Here is a 15,938-nt window from a genome sequence, read left to right on the forward strand (position 1 = left end):
GGTCAACGAGTTGGAGCTGCTGCGCAAGGCTTCCGACGATGTCGGCGCGCGGGGCGGATTCCGCAAGGAGTGCGAGGTCGTCGGCGCGGCCCACCCGCGCCCGGAAGGCGTGCTCATCTCCGAGCTCAGCAAGACCGAATGCGTTTGGTTTCGCTACATCGTCAAGCGGCGTTACGAGCGGGTGCGTTACCGGGACGGTCGTCGGCACGTCGACCGGGGCAGTGAAACCGTCGCCGAGCACACGTCGTGGGAAGGCTACGCGTTGCGCGATGACCACGGCGTGCTGATCGGCGTCGATCCCAACGGCACCAAACCGGATCGGCCGGAGGAGGTCGTCGACCGGTTCGAACCGCACAACCCGCAGGGGCCGACCGCGTTCGGTTTCCAGCTGCCGAACATCTTCGACAACAGCGCAACGGTCGGCTACGAGTACAAGGAGTGGGTGATCCGGCCCGGTCGGCGGTTGTACATCCTCGGCGAGGTGCAGGACAAGATCGGCCCGCTGGTGATCGGCAAGCCCGAGCAGAAGGGCTTCTTCATCATCTCCACCCGCAGCGAGCAGGAGGTGCGCGACAGCCTCCGGACCCAACACCGGTTGCTGGCGTTCGGGATTCCGGCGGCCGCGCTGGCCGGGATCGTCTGCGTCGTCCTCGGCATCGTGCTCTGAAAAGCCGTGCCCAGACCCATCCCAAGGTCCTGCTCCGCAATTTCAATGGAAATCGGACCTTCGATTTCCAATCGAAACCTCAAGTACGGGGCTGCCGTAAGCGGCGTAGCCGCCCTAGCTCGCCCTCGCAACCAGCACGACCGCTGAGGTTCAGCCATCCGCGCCGCAACGCAAACGAAGCGGCTGGAAAACCCTCATTGAAATCGAAGGATCTAGGGCGGGACGACCTCAGGTGTCGCGGCGGGTGCGGAACGAGGCGATCAGCATGACGACGCCGATCACGACGGCGGCGACCGCCAGCAGCCATTGGATGTGACCGCCGAAGCCGAACAGCAGGCCGCCCGCGACAGCGACCGAGAGCAGGCCGACGACAAGCGTCACCACGTCGGGACCGTCCCGGTCGGGACGACGGTTGATCTCGTTGTCAGCCACGAGTGACCTCCACGCTTCCAGTGCCCACCACGAGGTCGAGCACGATGTGCCCACCGCCAGGGCCGTCTTCGCCCTGGTCGGTGACCGAGATGTCCGCGCCCTGGCCGTCCGCAGTGTCGTTGAAGCACCGCACGTCGCCCAGTTCCGCCGCGCACCGCGCCGTCACGTTCACGTTCGGCGGCAGCCGGACGGTGATGTCGCCCAACCCGACGTTGGCTCCGGTGCGCAGCTCCTGGCCGTCGGTGATCCGCAGGTCCCGCAGGTCGAACAGGACGGAGCCGGCCGACCGCTGGTAGTGCGGGAGCACGTTCTCGATCGAGGTGGGCCGGACCTCGTCGCTGCCCATGTTCCCGGTGAAGTCGCCCATCGGCAGCACCGCCATCGCCATGGCCAACGCGCCGACCGGGATCGCGGCCCCGATCAGCCCGCGACCGCCCCGCAGAAAAGCGCCGCCGATCATGCCGAGCCCCAGCACGGCGAGCGCGATGGCCAGCGCCGACTCCGGCGGCGCGCCGATCGCCGCGGCCAGAACGGATGCGAACGCCGCCAGCGCCAGGGTCGCGATGGTGATCCAGCGCCGTTTGCGCCGCTGAGGTTGGGGTCCTTCGGGTTCGCTCGGCTCGGGCAGATCCCAGGCGAACGGTGCGGCCTCCAGCGGGTCCCAGGCTGGCGGCTGCTGCGGCTGTTCGGCTTGCGTTGCGTTCGTCGTGGTCGATGCGACGCCGGGGTAGACCCAGGTGTTCTCGGCCACCGGAACCGCCGGCTGCGGACCGGCGACGGGAGCTGCTGCGGCCGGTGCTGTCGCCGTCGGCGTGACGCCGCGGTCGCCGTAGTTGCGCTGCAGCAGGTAGAGCGCGCCGAGACCGAGGGCCACGCCGATGATCGCCGGCGAGCTCGTCAGCAAGAACACGCCGGGGATTAGCAGCAGCACGAGGACCACGGCCAATCCGGTGGACGTCGGCTTCCGGGTCGGCTCGGTCGAACCCGGCAGCGGATCGCCTTCCTTCGGGAACACCAACCAGCCCAGCAGGTAGAGCACCACTCCGGCGCCGCCGTAGATCGTGGCCAGCACGAAAGCGACGCGAACCAGGATCGGATCGATGCCGTACCGCGTGCCGATCGCGGCGGACACGCCACCCAGCTTGCCGCCCGTGCGAGGCCGCAGCGGGCGGGTGGCCCAGAAGCTCCGCAAGGTGTCCTCGAAACCGGCGGTGCCAGGTAGCCTCGTGCTGCTCATGGCTACCACTATCCGAGAGCGGTGCCCCCGGAAGCATCAGGGACGCCCCTGAGCCTGCCCGGAAAGTCAGGGGCCGTCCCCGATGCCCGCGCGCGTGCGGGCGTGTGACGATCGTTGTCGTGAAGGCCCGGTTTAATCGGAAACGGACTCATCAGGCGGCAGCGGCCGATGCAACGCCGCTGGCGGAGCGGCCGACAGTGCCGTTGTCGACGCAGTCCACGTCCTCCGGGCAGTTGCGGCGTCGGCGCACCGGACGGCTGGTGGCAGGGGTCGCCAGCGGTGTCGCAGAGCACCTGAACCTCCCGGTTCTGTGGGTGCGAGGTGCCTTCGCGGCGCTAGCCGTGTGCGGCGGGGCGGGAATCCTCGCGTACGCGCTGCTCTGGGTGTTCGTGCCGCAGAGCACCGGCGTGGAACAGCCCATCTCGGTAAAGGAGCGCCAGCAGGGCGTCGGGATGATCCTGCTCTGCATCGGGGCGATGGTGGCGGCAGTGTCGTTCATCGCGGCGCCGACGTGGGTCGTCGCCCCGCTGGTGGTGGTGCTGGTCGGGGCCGCGGTGGTCTGGCGGGAAGCCGACGAGTCGCAGCGCCGCCGGTGGCGGCAGGGCGCCCGGTCCGGGGTGGCCGGCGCGCTTCTCGGCGGCGGCGGGCGGGCGGCGCTGGTGCGCATCTCGGCCGGCGCGGCGCTGGTGGTTCTGGGCCTCGTGATCTTCCTGGTCGGCACCTCCTCCATCGACGACGTCCGCTTCGGGTTGCTTTCGGTACTCGCCACGCTGATCGGCGTCGCGGTGCTGACCGTGCCGTGGTGGGTGCGGCTGGTGCGCGACCTCAACGTCGAGCGGGCCAGCCGCATCCGTTCCCAGGAGCGCGCCGAGATCGCCGCACACCTGCACGACTCCGTGCTGCAGACCCTCGCGCTGATCCAGAAGCAGGCCGACTCCGAGCGCGAGGTGCGCCGCCTGGCGCGGGGCCAGGAACGCGAGCTGCGGAACTGGCTGTACCGCCCCGACGGCTACGGTTCCGAGCGGGAGGCGGCGATCGACGACGCACCCGCTGCCCGGTTCGCCGCCAAGCTGGGCCGGATCTGCGGCGAGGTCGAGGACGTCTTCGCGATCAAGGTCCAGCAGGTCGTCGTCGGCGACTGCGACCTCGACGAGAGGCTGACCGCGCAGCTCGCCGCGGCCCGAGAAGCGGTCGTCAACGCCGCCAAGCACGCGGGTGTCGCCGAGATCAGCGTCTACGCGGAGGTGGAGTCCGAGCAGGTCTCGGTATACGTGCGGGACCGCGGCGCGGGGTTCGACCCGGACCGCGTGCCCGACGACCGGCACGGCCTCGCCGACTCGATCCACGGCCGCATGCAGCGGCACGGCGGCCGGGTCAAGGTGCGCACCTCGCCCGGCTCGGGCACCGAGGTGCAGATGGAAATGCCCAGGGCCGTGGCGTGAACTCGCGTACCCTGCGGGACGAACCCAGCGATGGAGGATGTTGATCGTGACCGGTGAAGCGACACCCGAGGTCAGCGAAGCCCGGCCGGTCCGGGTGTTCCTGGTCGACGACCACGCGTTGTTCCGTGCCGGGGTGCGCGCCGAGCTCGGCGCGGCCGCCGACCGGGTCGAGGTGGTCGGCGAGGCGGGATCGGTGGCCGAGGCCGTCACCGGGATCGACCACTACCGCCCCGAGGTGGTGCTGCTCGACGTGCACATGCCCGACGGCGGCGGAGCCGAGGTGCTCCGGCAGGTGCGCAGCAACAACACCGAGGTGGTGTTCCTGGCGCTGTCGGTGTCGGACGCGGCTGAGGACGTCATCGCGGTGATCCGCGGCGGGGCGCGCGGTTACGTCACCAAGACGATCTCCGGGCGGGAGCTCGCGGACGCGGTCGAGCGCGTGCGAGCGGGTGATGCGGTGTTCTCGCCGCGGCTGGCGGGCTTCGTGCTGGACGCCTTCTCGGAGGGCCCGAACTCGGCCCCGGTCGGGGACCCGGAGCTCGACTTGCTGACGCCGCGGGAGCGCGAGGTGCTTCGGCTGCTGGCGCGCGGATACGCGTACAAGGAGATCGCGTCCGAGCTGTTCATCTCGGTGAAGACGGTGGAGACGCACGTGTCCAGCGTGCTGCGCAAGACCCAGCTGTCGAACCGCTACGAGCTGTCCCGCTGGGCCTCCGACCGCCGCCTGGTGTGACTCGGGTCCGTCCTCTTTATAAGCAGCGATAGCTGCTTGCGGTGTGGAACTCAACTGGCACGGCCGCGGGTCGTGGAACCCCTGCCCTCCGGAGATTTCCCGGTTCTGGAGGAACCCCCGGAGCAGGTCATCTCAGCGGGTCGTTGGTGGCCAGGTCGGCGTAGAGCTGGGAGCCGCGCATCAGCGCGAGGCGGAACCTGGTCCAGGCGCCGGGCGGCTCGATCGGCGGGAGCTCGTCGGTGCGGGTGGTGCGGGCGGCGTCGGTGCGGAGCTGGTTCGACATCTTGTCCTCCTCGGGAGCGGGGGCGGCAACAGGTTTCGGGGTGGGGAAGCGGCGGGTCAGGGCTACGCCCAGCAGCACGATCGCCATGCCCAGCAGGACCCGCAGGCCCAGTTCTTCGCCGAGCAGCAACCAACCGAGCAGCACCGACACGATCGGCATCAGATAGGCCACCGTGGACGCCGTCGTCGCGCCTTCGTCGCCGATGATCCGGTAGTTGATCGCGAACGCGAGTCCGGTGCCGAAGACACCCAGGACCGCGACCGCGAGCAGCGCGAGGGGTTCCCAGCGCACCGGCTGCAGGCCGCCGAGCGGGAGCGCCAGCAGCGCATATCCGGTGGCGGCGACCATCTGCATGGTGGCCAGCACCAGCGGTGCCAGGCCGTGGTTCCCGGTGAGGTTCCGTCCGATGTAGACGTAGCCGATCCCGTAACTCACCGCCGCGCCCAGGCATGCGGCCACGCCCCGGCTGAGCAGGCCGCCGCCCTGCCACGGAGCGAAGATCAACAGTACCCCGAGGAATCCCAGCAGCAGTCCGCCGAGCCGGGTCGGCGGCATCGCCTCGCGACCGGCGAACAGCCCGAACAGCACTGTCCACAGTGGCGTCGTCGCGTTCAGCACACCGGTCAGGCCGGAGTCGACGGTTTGCTCGCCGAGGCCGAACAGCACCCATGGCAGCGCGCTGCCGAACAGCGCGGCGACCGCGACGTGCCGCCACAGCTTGCGGTCGCGGCTCGGCCGCATGCCGCGCAGCGCGCACAGCGCGAGGAGGACCGCAGCGCCGAGCACGATGCGGGTCAGCGCGATCTGGGTCGGGGAGAGCGCCCCCAGCGCAAGCTTGATCAGCAGGAAGCTGGAGCCCCACAGCAGCGCCAGCACGCCCAATCGGACGTAGTTGGTCGGGTTGTTCATGTCCTCTCCGGTCTCGCGGGGCATCGCGTGGTCGCGGTGTCGCAGTGAAGATAGGTTCGGCGCCCGCCGAACCGATTTCCGCCTACCACGTTGCGCCAACCAACGCATAAGAACAAGTGAAATAAACTCAACTGATGGTTTAGGATTGCTGTATCCTGGAGTCGTGTTGGACGTACGCCGGATGCAGGTGCTGCGCGCCGTCGTCACCAGCGGCTCGGTCAGCGCGGCCGCGACGAACCTCGGGTACACCCCGTCCGCGATCAGCCAGCAGCTGTCCACGCTGGAGAAGGAGGCGGGCACACCGCTGCTGGAGAAGGTCGGGCGCGGGCTCCGGCCGACCCCGGCGGGCACCCTGCTGGCCGAGCGCGCCGGGCGGATCGCCGAGCTACTCAGCAGCGCCGAGGCGGAACTGGCCGACATCCGCGCCGGGCGCACCGGCCTGCTGCGGGTGCGGTTCTTCCACACCGCCAGCGTCGGGCTGATCCCGCCCGCGGTCGCCAAGTTCCGGGCCGAGCACCCCGAGGTCCAACTCGACCTGCGGATGCAGGACGTCGGGCTGCTAGACGAGGTGGCCGGCGGCGAGGCAGACCTGGCGATCATCGTGGTGGGGCGCGCGATGCCCGAACGACGCGGGGTGCGGCTCGTGCACCTCGGCGACGACCCGTACCGGCTGGTGCTGCCGAAATCGCACCCGATGGCCGCCCAGGACTGCGTCGACCTGGTCCAGCTGGCCTGCGAATCCTGGATCAACAGCGCCGTGACCAGCGATGACATCTGCTCGACGCTGCTCAGGGACGCCTACGCCAGCGCCGGGTTCACGCCCAAGGTGGTGCTGGAGACCGATGACAGCTACTCAGCGCAGGGCTTCGTGGCCGCGGGACTGGGCGTCGCGCTGGTCCCGCGCCTGGGCCTTGACGTCGTGCACCCCGGAGTGGTGGTGAGACCGGTGCGCAACCCGGAGCCGGCCCGCCGCCTGTGCGTCGCAGTGCGGGAAACGGTGGCCGACCGCCCGGCCACCCAATCCATGCTCGACACCCTCTTGGAGATAGCCCAAGCCTGAAAACCTGTTCCCGGCTCGCGCTAGTGGCGCCACCCGCACCGCTGCGCAAAACGAGTTTGAAAACAGTCTCTGGCGGAGCGGTCAGTTGCGGCGGTCGGTGTTGATCAGCGCCTTCCCGTCGGGCGTGGCGACCATGCCGAGCATGTGCGACTCGGTGATCTTGTTGTGGCCCTTGGTGAACTGCAGCGTCACGATCACGTTGGCCCCGGACTGCACCGGCTCGCCGATGATCTTCACATCCTCGATCGTCTTCCAGAACCCCTCGTAGCGGTCCTTGCCCTGCGACTGCAGGCTCGGCCCCAGCAGATTCCAGGCCTGGTCCAGCTTGTCCGGCACCAGCGAGTAGTACTTGCGCACCACATCCACGATCTCGTCCGTGGACGGCTGCTGCATCGCGCTGGTCGACGTCGGGGAGCTGCTCGTGGTCACGGCCGCAGAAGTCGCCGTCTCCGTGGTCGCAGTGGCCGGCGAGGCGCTGGTCTCGGGGGGCGTCTGCGGCGGGGCGGACGGAGCGGGCTGCCCCTTCGGTGCCCCGTCGCCGAAGGCGTTCGCGGCGAGCACCCCGACCAGCACCGCGGCCACGATCGCGACCACCCACAACGCGATCTGGCGGTAGTTGCGCCGCGGTGCCTTTTGCTGCGCGGGCACCGCCCCACCGACCATGGTGGGCGGATTGGCCGACGGCGGCGGACCCATCCGGTTGCCCGCGGGCGGCGTGCGCGGCGCTGCGGCCTGCGGCCGCTGCCAGCCGCCGCTGGGCGAAGCGTTCGGGATCGGCCGCCCGTCGAGCACGGCCTGCAGCAGCTCGCGGGCCTGCGCCATGGTCGGCCGGTCGACCGGGTCCGGGCGCAGCAGCTGCATCAGCGCCGGGGTCATCGGCCCGGCCTGCTGCGGCGGCTCGATCTGCCCGCGCGCCACCCGGTGCAGCAGGCTGATCGCGTTTTCGTCCACCCCGAACGGAGGCCCGCCCTCGATCGCCGCATACAGCGTCGAGCCCAGCGAGAAAACGTCGGAGGCAGGCGCCGGATCCCGCCCCAGCGCCACCTCCGGCGCCAGGTAGGCCGGGGTGCCAGCGAGGATGCCGCTCTTGGTGACCGCGACATCGCCGATGGCCCGGGAGATGCCGAAGTCGGTGATCTTGGCGATGTCGTTGTCGCCCAGCAGGATGTTGCCGGGCTTGAGGTCGCGGTGCACGATGCCTGCCATGTGCGCCGCGGCCAGCGCCCCGGCCACCTGCACGCCGATCCGCGCCACCTGCAACGGCGGCAGCACGCCCTGCTCGTCGATGACCGACGCGAGGCTTCGCGACAGCAGGTATTCCATGACCAGGACCGGCTGGCCCTCGTCCTCCGCGACGTCGAACACGACGATCGCGTTCTGGTGCTGCAATCGGGCGGCGATGCGACCTTCGCGCATCGCCCGCTGACGGGCTTCTTCAGTTTCTTCGGGGGTGTAACCGGGCTGCAGCAGCAGCTGCTTGACTGCGACCGTGCGGTGCAGGCGCTCGTCAACGGCCTGCCACACCACGCCCATGGCGCCACTGCCGATCTGCTGCTGCAAGCGGTACCGGCCCGCGATCAAACGACCTTCGGCGCTCACCGGTGTCTCCTGGTACTGGCTGTGCCTACTTGGACAGTACTGACCGGACCCCCGTGGCCAGCTTTCACCCGACGGTGTGCAACGTTACTGGGCATCTCGCACCCGATCGCACACCGGGGCCACCCGCGCCCGAACACACTCGTGGCCGGGGAGCTCACCGCGTGGTGAAGGCCCCGGCCAGCCCGTGTTCGCGAGCGGATCCTACACTCCGGATCCGCTGCTGTTCGGCTCGCTCGTAGGCGTCTGGTCGGGTTCCGAGGTGGGCGTCGGCTTCGACGTGGACGGCGTCGTCTTCGAAGTCGACGGCGGCGTCGTCGTCGGTGTCGTCGACGGTGCCGTGGTCGGTGTGTTGGTCTTCGTGGTCGGTGTGTTGGTCTTCGTGGCGATCGGCTCTTCCTCGCTGGTGGTCTCCGGCGGTGGCGGCGGAGGCGGATTCACCTGCGAGGTCGTCGTGTTCCCGGCGTTCTCCGGTGGCTTCTGACTGTTCATCAGCGCAGAGGTCACCAGCACCGCGATCACCGCGACGGCCACCAACGCGATGCCCGAGATCACCACGGGCCGCTTGCTCTTCCGCGGCTTCTCGTAGATCGCCGCGTCGCCACGGGTGTCGGAACCCATGTACGAGGTGGCGTCCGCGTAGGCCTGCTCGGAGTACGGCTCGTCCTCGTAGTAAGACGCGACGGTCGTGCCGTTCGAGCCGACGCTGGTCGGGGCCAGATCGGGCTGGCTGGACTCCGGGGTCAGTGCGGGCGGGATCGGTGCCGCCATGGTCGGGACAGAGGTCACCGAACCGCCGTCGGCCACCGCCTGCAACATGTCCCGGACCTGGGCCATGTCCGGTCGGTCCTCGACACGGGCGGCCATCATCGCCATCAGCGGCTGCACCATCGGGCCGGCCTGCTGCGGCGGCTCGATCTTCCCGGCGGCCACCGCGTGCAGCAGCGCGAGAGTGTTCTCGTTCAGCCCGAACGGCGGGCGGCCCTCGATCGCCGCGTACAGCGTCGCGCCGAGCGAGAACACGTCGGAGGCGGACGTCGGCTCCTGGCCCATCGCCACGTCGGGGGACAGGTAGGCAGGCGTGCCCGCGAGCATCCCGGTCTTGGTGACCTGGACGTCCCCCTGCGCCCGCGAGATCCCGAAGTCGGTGATCTTCACTTGGCCGTTATCGCCGAGCAGGATGTTGCCGGGCTTGATGTCGCGGTGCACGACACCGGCGGCGTGCGCCGCACCCAGTGCCGAGGCGACCTGCGCACCGATCCGCGCCACCTCGCGCGGCGGGAGCGGCCCGTGATCGGACATCATCCCGGCAAGGCTGGTAGACGGCAGGTACTCCATGACCAGGACCGGCTGACCCTCGTCCTCGGCCACGTCGTACACCGAGATGGCGTTCGGGTGCTGGAGGCGTGCCGCGATGCGGCCTTCCCGCATTGCCCGCTGCCGCGCTTCCTCGGCCTCACCCGGATCCAATCCGGGCTGCAGCAACAACTGCTTGACCGCGACCGTGCGGTGCAGGCGTTCGTCGACACACTCCCACACCACGCCCATCGCGCCACTGCCGATGCGTCGCTGCACTCGGTAGCGTCCGGCGACCAGGCGACCTTCGTCGCTCACCGACGTCTCCCCGTACTGCTATCGATGCTCAACGGGCACCGCATGAACCCGGGAGGATCGTCCCGGGCACGGCCCCACCGAACATCGGCGGATTAGGTGGACCGGCTCCGGCCCCCCGACATGTACACGTTCTCGATGCGGTCCGGTTGGCCGAATGGCTCGATCCGAACCGCGATACGGCAGCCTAGCCCACGCCGTGTTGGCGTAGGCCCGAAGTCGAAAAGATCCGTGCAACCCAACTCGACGTTACGCTGCCGACCGTCGCGGTCGGCCTAACCGGATGCTCCTCACGGTCGTTTCCGCTGGTGATGTTGGGACTATCGGGTCCTCCGAGGCGTCCGCGCCGGGACGGGCGCCGGTTGCGCGGAGCAACGATGTCGCTGCTGCCCGGTTCATCCCGGTACAGCGGTGGTCGTGTCCGCGGGCTCGGGTCGTTGTCGCATTGTTGTGAGAAGCCGTTTCCGCGCCGTTACCGGGGAGAGATGTGCCGGGCGCCGAGCAGTTCGGCCTCGACGATCTTCGGGTGGGCGCCCGATTCGACGGTGAGCAGCTGGCGGAGCACCACCCGGTGCCCGTCCGGATAGCGGGCCTCGACCTCGGTCAGCACCACGCCGACCGACTTCGTCTGCGCCCGCAGCTGGAGCGATTCGACGGCTTCCCACCCCCGTACCAGCTCCGCCCGCTGCCCGGCGAGCAGTCCCGGGTCCACCAGCGGCACGGCCGAGCTCGGGTCGTGCTGCAAGCGGCGGTAGAACTCGTTGACCAGGTTGAGCGCCGATCCAAGGCTACCCGCCGTGGGATTGGCGGTGCTCTGCTCCGCAGGTTCCGGCGCGAAGGCGGTGCCGCCCGAACCGGCAGCTGTGGCGAAGCCGCCGTTGTCGGCGAAGGGCCAGCCGGCGTTGCGCACCAGGTCCGGTCGAAGCGCTGACGCGCCCTCGATCGTGGCGGCCGAGGAAGCGGGGCCCGGTGCGGCGGCCGGTTCCGCGATGATCGTCGCGCCTACCGAAGCGGCCCCGAGGAGCAGCAGAGCACCCAGCGAGCCGAGGACGATCCGGCTGCGCAGCGGCAGCGCGTCATCCGCCGGATCAGGCGTCTTGAGCAGTTTGTCGGCGAGGCGCTCGTGCTCCGGGGACAGCGGGATCCGCTTCATCAACTCGGCCACGGTGATCGCGTCCGCACCCGAGTCGGCGTGGTCGTGGCGTCTGCCGGCCGGAGGGTGATGCTGCACTCGCTGGCCCGTCCTCGTGAGTTGGCTCCGCGAACCCGTACCGCGCCGATGCGCTGATCGAGAAGCCTTGCCGGCAGGTTCACCGGAAGGCAACGTTGCGAAGGCTCGAACGGAGTAGTGGATCAGATCCGTGATCAGGAGATTCGCTTGTCGGAGGTGATCAGCGGTTCGTCCTCCAGTGTGTAGCGCAGCTCCCGGCGTTGGGTCTGCACGGTGCCGTCCGCCATGGTCAACCGGAGGGTGTGCACCGTGCTGTTCGGTGTCGCGTAGCCGTCGACGATCTCGACCGACTCGGCACCCGAGTACCGGGCGGCGAACGCCTCGTAGCCCTCGGCCCGCAACGATCCGGTGGTCATCGAGTAGGAGTCCCGCAGGTTGCCGCGGCTGATCGCGGCGTAGTACTTCTGGCTGCGTTGCTTGATCGCCGCGGTGTCGCCGAACAGCAGCTGCGGGACCGCGGGCGCCCGCGTCCCGCTGGTCGAGGTCGGCGTGGCGCTGGAGATCGACCAGCCGGGCATGCCTGGAGCAGGGATCGTGCCGCCGACGGAGCTCGACGGCCTCGGGGCGCCTTCGGGCACGGCCATCAGCGGCAGCGCCTGCACCGAGCCCGTCGCCCGCACAGCCTCCGGCCGGGTCGGATTGCCGGTCAGGTAGTACGGGTCAGAGGGCGGCAGCAGCGGGTAGTCGCCGCCGCGCGGCATGCTCGGCAGCTCCAGGCCCTCGATCGTCGTCGTGCTGTCGGCCAGCAAGGTCGTGATGAACATCAGCCCGCCCAGCGCGGCGGCCGACGAGGCGATCGCGAACCAGGCCGCCTGCCGCCAGGTCCGCGGCGGGGTGACCGAGGCCGGGACCATGCCCAGGTCGAACTTGTGCAACCCGCCCACCGGCATGGTGTCGACCATCGGGTCGGTCACCAGCCGCGCGGCGAGCGCGTGCGACGTCTGGCGCTGGCGGGGCACCGGTGTCCACGAGACCGCTGCTCCGGTCTTGCGGTGCCGGCCGTGCGCGGGCGGTTCCGGCGTCGGCGGCCAGTCGAGCTGGCCGCTCCAGCCGAGGGTTCTGCCGCTGTGCATCGGAGGTCTCGACTTTCTGCGACTCGCGGGGAGTTCACGACGTGTCGACTACGTGGAATGCCTCGGCGAGTCGACCGGCCATGCTGTGCCGCTCGGCCGTCCGTGCCAGGTGCCGCCGGATCATGCCCTGGAGGTCGTCGAGATGCGCGGTTTGCGACCGGTGTGCGGACAGCGCCGCGAGCTTCGCGTCGAAAAAATCGGTGATGTCGACCGCCCGGTTGATCCGCTCTTCGGGTGATTCCGACATCCACAGCTCGCTCACCGTCCACGGCTGCAGCCCTTCGTCCAGCAACTCGGGGTGGGCGAAGCCGTTGCGCGCGTCCGGGTAGATCGCGGCGAGGGTGGCCTCGCCGACCGCGCGGTGGTCCGGGTGCGAGGTCGGGAGGTGGACCCAGTTGATCTCCGGTGAGTGGCTGATGACCCGGTGCGGGCGGACCTGGCGGATCACCCTGGTGATGTCCCGCCGCAGCTGCAGGTTCGCGGTGACCTGCCCGTCCTGGTAGCCGAGGAACTGCACGTCGGTGACGCCGACGGCGGCTGCGGCGGCCCGCTGCTCGTCCTGCCGGATGCGCGGCATGTCCTCCCGCGGCGTGTCGTCGAAGCCCCCGGCATTGCCCGTGGTGCACACGCAATAGGTGACCTGCACGCCGTCGGCGACCCAGGAGGCGACGGTGCCCGCGGACCCGAAGTCGACGTCGTCGGGGTGCGCGGTGACCACCAAAGCACGCCGGGCTGCTGTGGACTCTTCCGGCGAAGTGGTCATGGTCACAGCCTAAGGGGGCAGGCGTCACGACTCCGGTGCGGGGTCGGACAACTACTCATTGTAATCAAAAGGCTTTCGGCGCCCCGGTGCGCCGAAAGGCCCAATGTTGACCGCGCGGATAGGCGCGCAGCATGCTTGATCGCGCCCGGCGTCAGCCGTCACCGGCGACGCGACCCGAGCGTCGATCAGAACTGCCCTTTGCGGAACTTGCCCTGCGTGGACTGCAGCGCCTTCACCGAGGCGACGCCGCCGCCCCCGCCGAGCAGGATCGCGAAGATGTCCGCGCCAGCCGAGTCGCCGGTGCTGATCAGCAGCGCCAGCAGGGTCACGCCTAGGCCGACCCCGGCGATCGGGAACCGCTTCCGGGCGAAGTCGACGGCGGGCTGGCCGCCTGCGCGCTTCTTCGCGGCCGAAGTCAGCATCGCGAGGTAGCCCGCGTGCCCGGCGGCGACGAGCACGCCGGCCAGCGTCACGAGAAAGGCCACTAGACCGAGAACCATGACCACAGTCTGCCTCGTTTCGCCCGTGCCCGGTATGGGTGATATCCCGGATATACCCCACGGGCTGCTGCAGGTAGCCGAACGCCGGGGGTTCCCGGGGTGGCGTAGTAAGTTCCGCCGAACGCACTACCGCCGAAAACGCCCGGTCAGCAGCATCACCGCGGTGGCCCGCGGAAAAGGTTGTGGTTTGACCCTGGATTGAGACCGGACTCACGCCTTAGGTTCTCAGGCTATGAGCGATCGGTTGGCCGGGTCGGTTGGTGCGAGCTCTGCGCGATCCAGCGGCCTGGACCTGGGGGACAAACGAGCAATGGTCACGGGCGCGGCGAGCGGGATCGGCGCGGCAGTCGCCCGCCGATTGGCCGAGGCCGGGGCCGAGGTGATCGCGGTGGACCGGGCGGAAGGGGTAGCGGCGGTCGCGGCCGAGATCGGCGCCGAGGCCAGGGTCGTCGACCTCGCGGACCTCGACGCCGCCGCGGAGCTGGGCGCCCGGGCGGACATCGTGGTCAACAACGCGGGTTTCCAGCACATTGCGCCGATCCACCGGTTCCCGACGGACACCTTCAGCGCGATGCTGCGGGTGATGGTGGAGGCGCCGTTTCGCATCGTGCGTGCCGCGCTGCCGGGCATGTACGACCGGGGCTGGGGGAGGGTCATCAACATCTCATCCGTGCACGGTCTGCGCGCCTCGCCGTTCAAGAGCGCCTACGTGACCGCGAAGCATGCGATCGAAGGGCTGTCCAAGACGACCGCGCTGGAGGGTGCGCCCCATGGGGTGACGTCCAACTGCGTCTGCCCGGGTTTCGCGCGGACCCCGTTGGTGGAGCGCCAAGTCGCCGAGCAGGCGGAGGTGCTGCGGGTGCCGGAGGACCAGGTCGTCGAGGACGTGCTGCTGGCCCGCACGCCGATCAAGCGCCTGGTGGAACCGGTCGAGGTCGCCGAGCTCGCGGTGTGGTTGTGCGGACCGGGCACGGTGTCGATCACCGGCGCCTCGTTCCCGATCGACGGCGGCTGGACTGCGCACTGAGTTCCCCGCTGCGGCACCGGTGGGATCCGCCGGTGCCGCAGCGGGCAGGTGGGCCTTCGGTCGTGGGCTCGTTGGAGGTGCGCAACGACCGACGCCTGCTGCTGCGTCGTGGGGTTCGTTAGCGGCCGAGTCGGCCGCGGCCCAGGCGCAGCAGGATCATCGCGAGTTCGCGGCCTTCCGGCCCGAGCTCACGGTAGCGCGCGAGCACGTCCATCTCGCGGTTGTAGACGATGCGGGGTCCGCCGGCCGCCATCCGGGCCTGGCCGACCTGTCGGGAGACCTCGGCGCGGCGCTTGACCAGGCGCAGAATCTCGGCGTCCAGGTAGTCGATCTCCTCGCGGAAGTTGCTGATGGCCTCCGCGGCGGCCTGCTTAGCCGAGGCGGGCTCGGACTGCGGCTGGTCACCGTCCACAGCGGCGTTCATCGGGCGTTGTCCTCCGGCTTCGGCCCCTGCCCCGGCCCCGGAACGCGCGAACGCCCCGAGTCCAAGGACCCCGGGGCGTCGTAGTGGTTTTGAGCTCACGCAGCTACGGGCACCGGACTCCCGGACCCGTAGAAAAAATCGTAGGTCTGCGTTCGCACGCGCTCAGTCTGCCATAGTCGGCATCGCGTTTGCCATGAGGTGGGCAACTCATCCCAAGGGGTGGACCACAAATCCATTCGATCACCAGTTCGAGTTATTTCGCTGGATTGCGCCGGTGCCAGCGTGGATCTTGGAGCCATGACTACCGAACCTCCTGCTCACCGGCACACCGAACGGCACCCCGACCGGGCTCGACGTCGAATAGCTCGGCAGCTCGTCGAGCGGACTGCCGACGCGCGCTGCGGATCACGACGCCGCCCGCCGCCACGCCGCCCGTACATGTCAACGCCCAGCACCGTCCAGCCGTAGCCGACCGCCCGGACGGCCTCGCCGAGCGCCACCGCGACGGCGGCCTGCACCCCTGCCCACAACACGGCGCCGATCGCCGAGAGCCCCAGGAAGCAGCGGAACGGCAACCGCAAGATGCCCACCGCGGCCGGGACCACGGCGTGCACCACGGCGACGAAGCGGGTCGTGATCAGCGCGCGCCCTCCAGTGTCCCGCACGACCGCCTCGGCGGCCTGCCAGCGGTGTGCGCCGATCTTGCGCCCGGCCCACGTAATGCGTAGCCCGGGGCCGACCAGGCGGCCCAGCCAGTAGCCCCCACCGTGCCCGATGACGTTGCCCACCACCGCCGCGGCGAACAGTGCCGGTGCCCACCTGATACCGAGGACGGCGATGTGAGCAGCAGCGTCGCTTCGCCCAGGACCAACAAGCCAATGAAGATGGAGGTTTCCAATGACAGCAGGACCAGGGCCAGCAGCACGCACAGCCACGGGTTCAGCGTCGCG

Annotated in this window: 16 protein-coding genes; 5 read left to right on the plus strand and 11 right to left on the minus strand. The window is 69.8% G+C overall.

Translation table 11 applies throughout. The features are described 5' to 3' along the window. On the plus strand, positions 1-667 hold a 667-nt coding region (locus tag ACWDKQ_RS10445; RefSeq protein ID WP_450138471.1), incomplete at its 5' end, for an E3 ubiquitin ligase family protein. 228 nt (positions 668-895) lie between these two features. Here the strand turns inward: ACWDKQ_RS10445 and ACWDKQ_RS10450 are convergent. Continuing rightward, on the minus strand, positions 896-1,099 hold the full coding sequence (locus ACWDKQ_RS10450) for a hypothetical protein (RefSeq protein WP_450138472.1): 204 nt from the start codon (positions 1,097-1,099) through the stop codon (positions 896-898). After that, positions 1,092-2,336, minus strand: coding sequence for a PspC domain-containing protein (locus ACWDKQ_RS10455; RefSeq protein WP_450138473.1), 1,245 nt, complete (start codon positions 2,334-2,336; stop codon positions 1,092-1,094). The genes ACWDKQ_RS10450 and ACWDKQ_RS10455 overlap by 8 nt, the downstream gene beginning before the upstream one ends. Before the next feature lie 119 nt (positions 2,337-2,455). On the opposite strand from ACWDKQ_RS10455, the gene ACWDKQ_RS10460 reads away from it, so the two are divergent. Then, entirely contained in the window at positions 2,456-3,778 is a 1,323-nt protein-coding gene (locus ACWDKQ_RS10460; RefSeq protein ID WP_450138529.1) for an ATP-binding protein, read from the plus strand. Between the two features lie 37 nt (positions 3,779-3,815). Continuing rightward, positions 3,816-4,511, plus strand: coding sequence for a response regulator (locus ACWDKQ_RS10465; protein WP_450138474.1), 696 nt, complete (start codon positions 3,816-3,818; stop codon positions 4,509-4,511). A 127-nt stretch (positions 4,512-4,638) separates the two neighbouring features. Here ACWDKQ_RS10465 and ACWDKQ_RS10470 read toward each other — a convergent pair whose 3' ends face one another. Next, positions 4,639-5,703, minus strand: a complete 1,065-nt coding sequence (locus ACWDKQ_RS10470) for a DMT family transporter (RefSeq protein ID WP_450138475.1) — start codon at positions 5,701-5,703, stop codon at positions 4,639-4,641. Positions 5,704-5,866: 163 nt separating this feature from the next. Between ACWDKQ_RS10470 and ACWDKQ_RS10475 the strand changes: the two genes are divergently transcribed. Further along, positions 5,867-6,763, plus strand: a complete 897-nt coding sequence (locus ACWDKQ_RS10475) for a LysR family transcriptional regulator (RefSeq protein ID WP_450138530.1) — start codon at positions 5,867-5,869, stop codon at positions 6,761-6,763. An 81-nt stretch (positions 6,764-6,844) separates the two neighbouring features. Here the strand turns inward: ACWDKQ_RS10475 and ACWDKQ_RS10480 are convergent, their stop codons facing one another. From ACWDKQ_RS10480 to ACWDKQ_RS10505, 6 genes are all read right to left on the minus strand, one after another. Beyond that, the gene (locus ACWDKQ_RS10480) at positions 6,845-8,362 is read right to left on the minus strand and encodes a protein kinase domain-containing protein (protein ID WP_450138476.1); all 1,518 of its coding nucleotides are present in this window, start codon (positions 8,360-8,362) and stop codon (positions 6,845-6,847) included. Between the two features lie 201 nt (positions 8,363-8,563). After that, positions 8,564-9,973 carry a serine/threonine-protein kinase gene (locus ACWDKQ_RS10485; protein WP_450138477.1) on the minus strand — a complete coding sequence of 470 codons (1,410 nt, stop codon included), beginning with the start codon at positions 9,971-9,973 and terminating at the stop codon, positions 8,564-8,566. Between the two features lie 469 nt (positions 9,974-10,442). Next, complete coding sequence (locus ACWDKQ_RS10490; RefSeq protein ID WP_450138478.1) at positions 10,443-11,201, minus strand: hypothetical protein; 759 nt, start codon at positions 11,199-11,201, stop codon at positions 10,443-10,445. A 134-nt stretch (positions 11,202-11,335) separates the two neighbouring features. After that, positions 11,336-12,274 carry a hypothetical protein gene (locus ACWDKQ_RS10495; RefSeq protein ID WP_450138479.1) on the minus strand — a complete coding sequence of 313 codons (939 nt, stop codon included), beginning with the start codon at positions 12,272-12,274 and terminating at the stop codon, positions 11,336-11,338. Between the two features lie 34 nt (positions 12,275-12,308). Next, on the minus strand, positions 12,309-13,037 hold the full coding sequence (locus tag ACWDKQ_RS10500; RefSeq protein ID WP_450138480.1) for a PIG-L deacetylase family protein: 729 nt from the start codon (positions 13,035-13,037) through the stop codon (positions 12,309-12,311). Positions 13,038-13,222: 185 nt separating this feature from the next. Beyond that, the gene (locus ACWDKQ_RS10505; protein ID WP_450138531.1) at positions 13,223-13,537 is read right to left on the minus strand and encodes a hypothetical protein; all 315 of its coding nucleotides are present in this window, start codon (positions 13,535-13,537) and stop codon (positions 13,223-13,225) included. 232 nt (positions 13,538-13,769) lie between these two features. Here ACWDKQ_RS10505 and ACWDKQ_RS10510 point away from each other — a divergent pair, with 232 nt between their 5' ends. Beyond that, positions 13,770-14,564 (plus strand): 3-hydroxybutyrate dehydrogenase, encoded by a 795-nt coding sequence (locus tag ACWDKQ_RS10510; protein WP_450138481.1) that lies wholly within the window; start codon positions 13,770-13,772, stop codon positions 14,562-14,564. Positions 14,565-14,682: 118 nt separating this feature from the next. Here the strand turns inward: ACWDKQ_RS10510 and ACWDKQ_RS10515 are convergent, their stop codons facing one another. After that, positions 14,683-14,988, minus strand: coding sequence for a chorismate mutase (locus ACWDKQ_RS10515; protein ID WP_450138482.1), 306 nt, complete (start codon positions 14,986-14,988; stop codon positions 14,683-14,685). A gap of 317 nt (positions 14,989-15,305) precedes the next feature. Further along, positions 15,306-15,776 (minus strand): DedA family protein, encoded by a 471-nt coding sequence (locus ACWDKQ_RS10520; protein WP_450138483.1) that lies wholly within the window; start codon positions 15,774-15,776, stop codon positions 15,306-15,308. Positions 15,777-15,938 lie beyond the last annotated feature (162 nt).

This window comes from Saccharopolyspora sp. NPDC000995, from assembly GCF_053599315.1.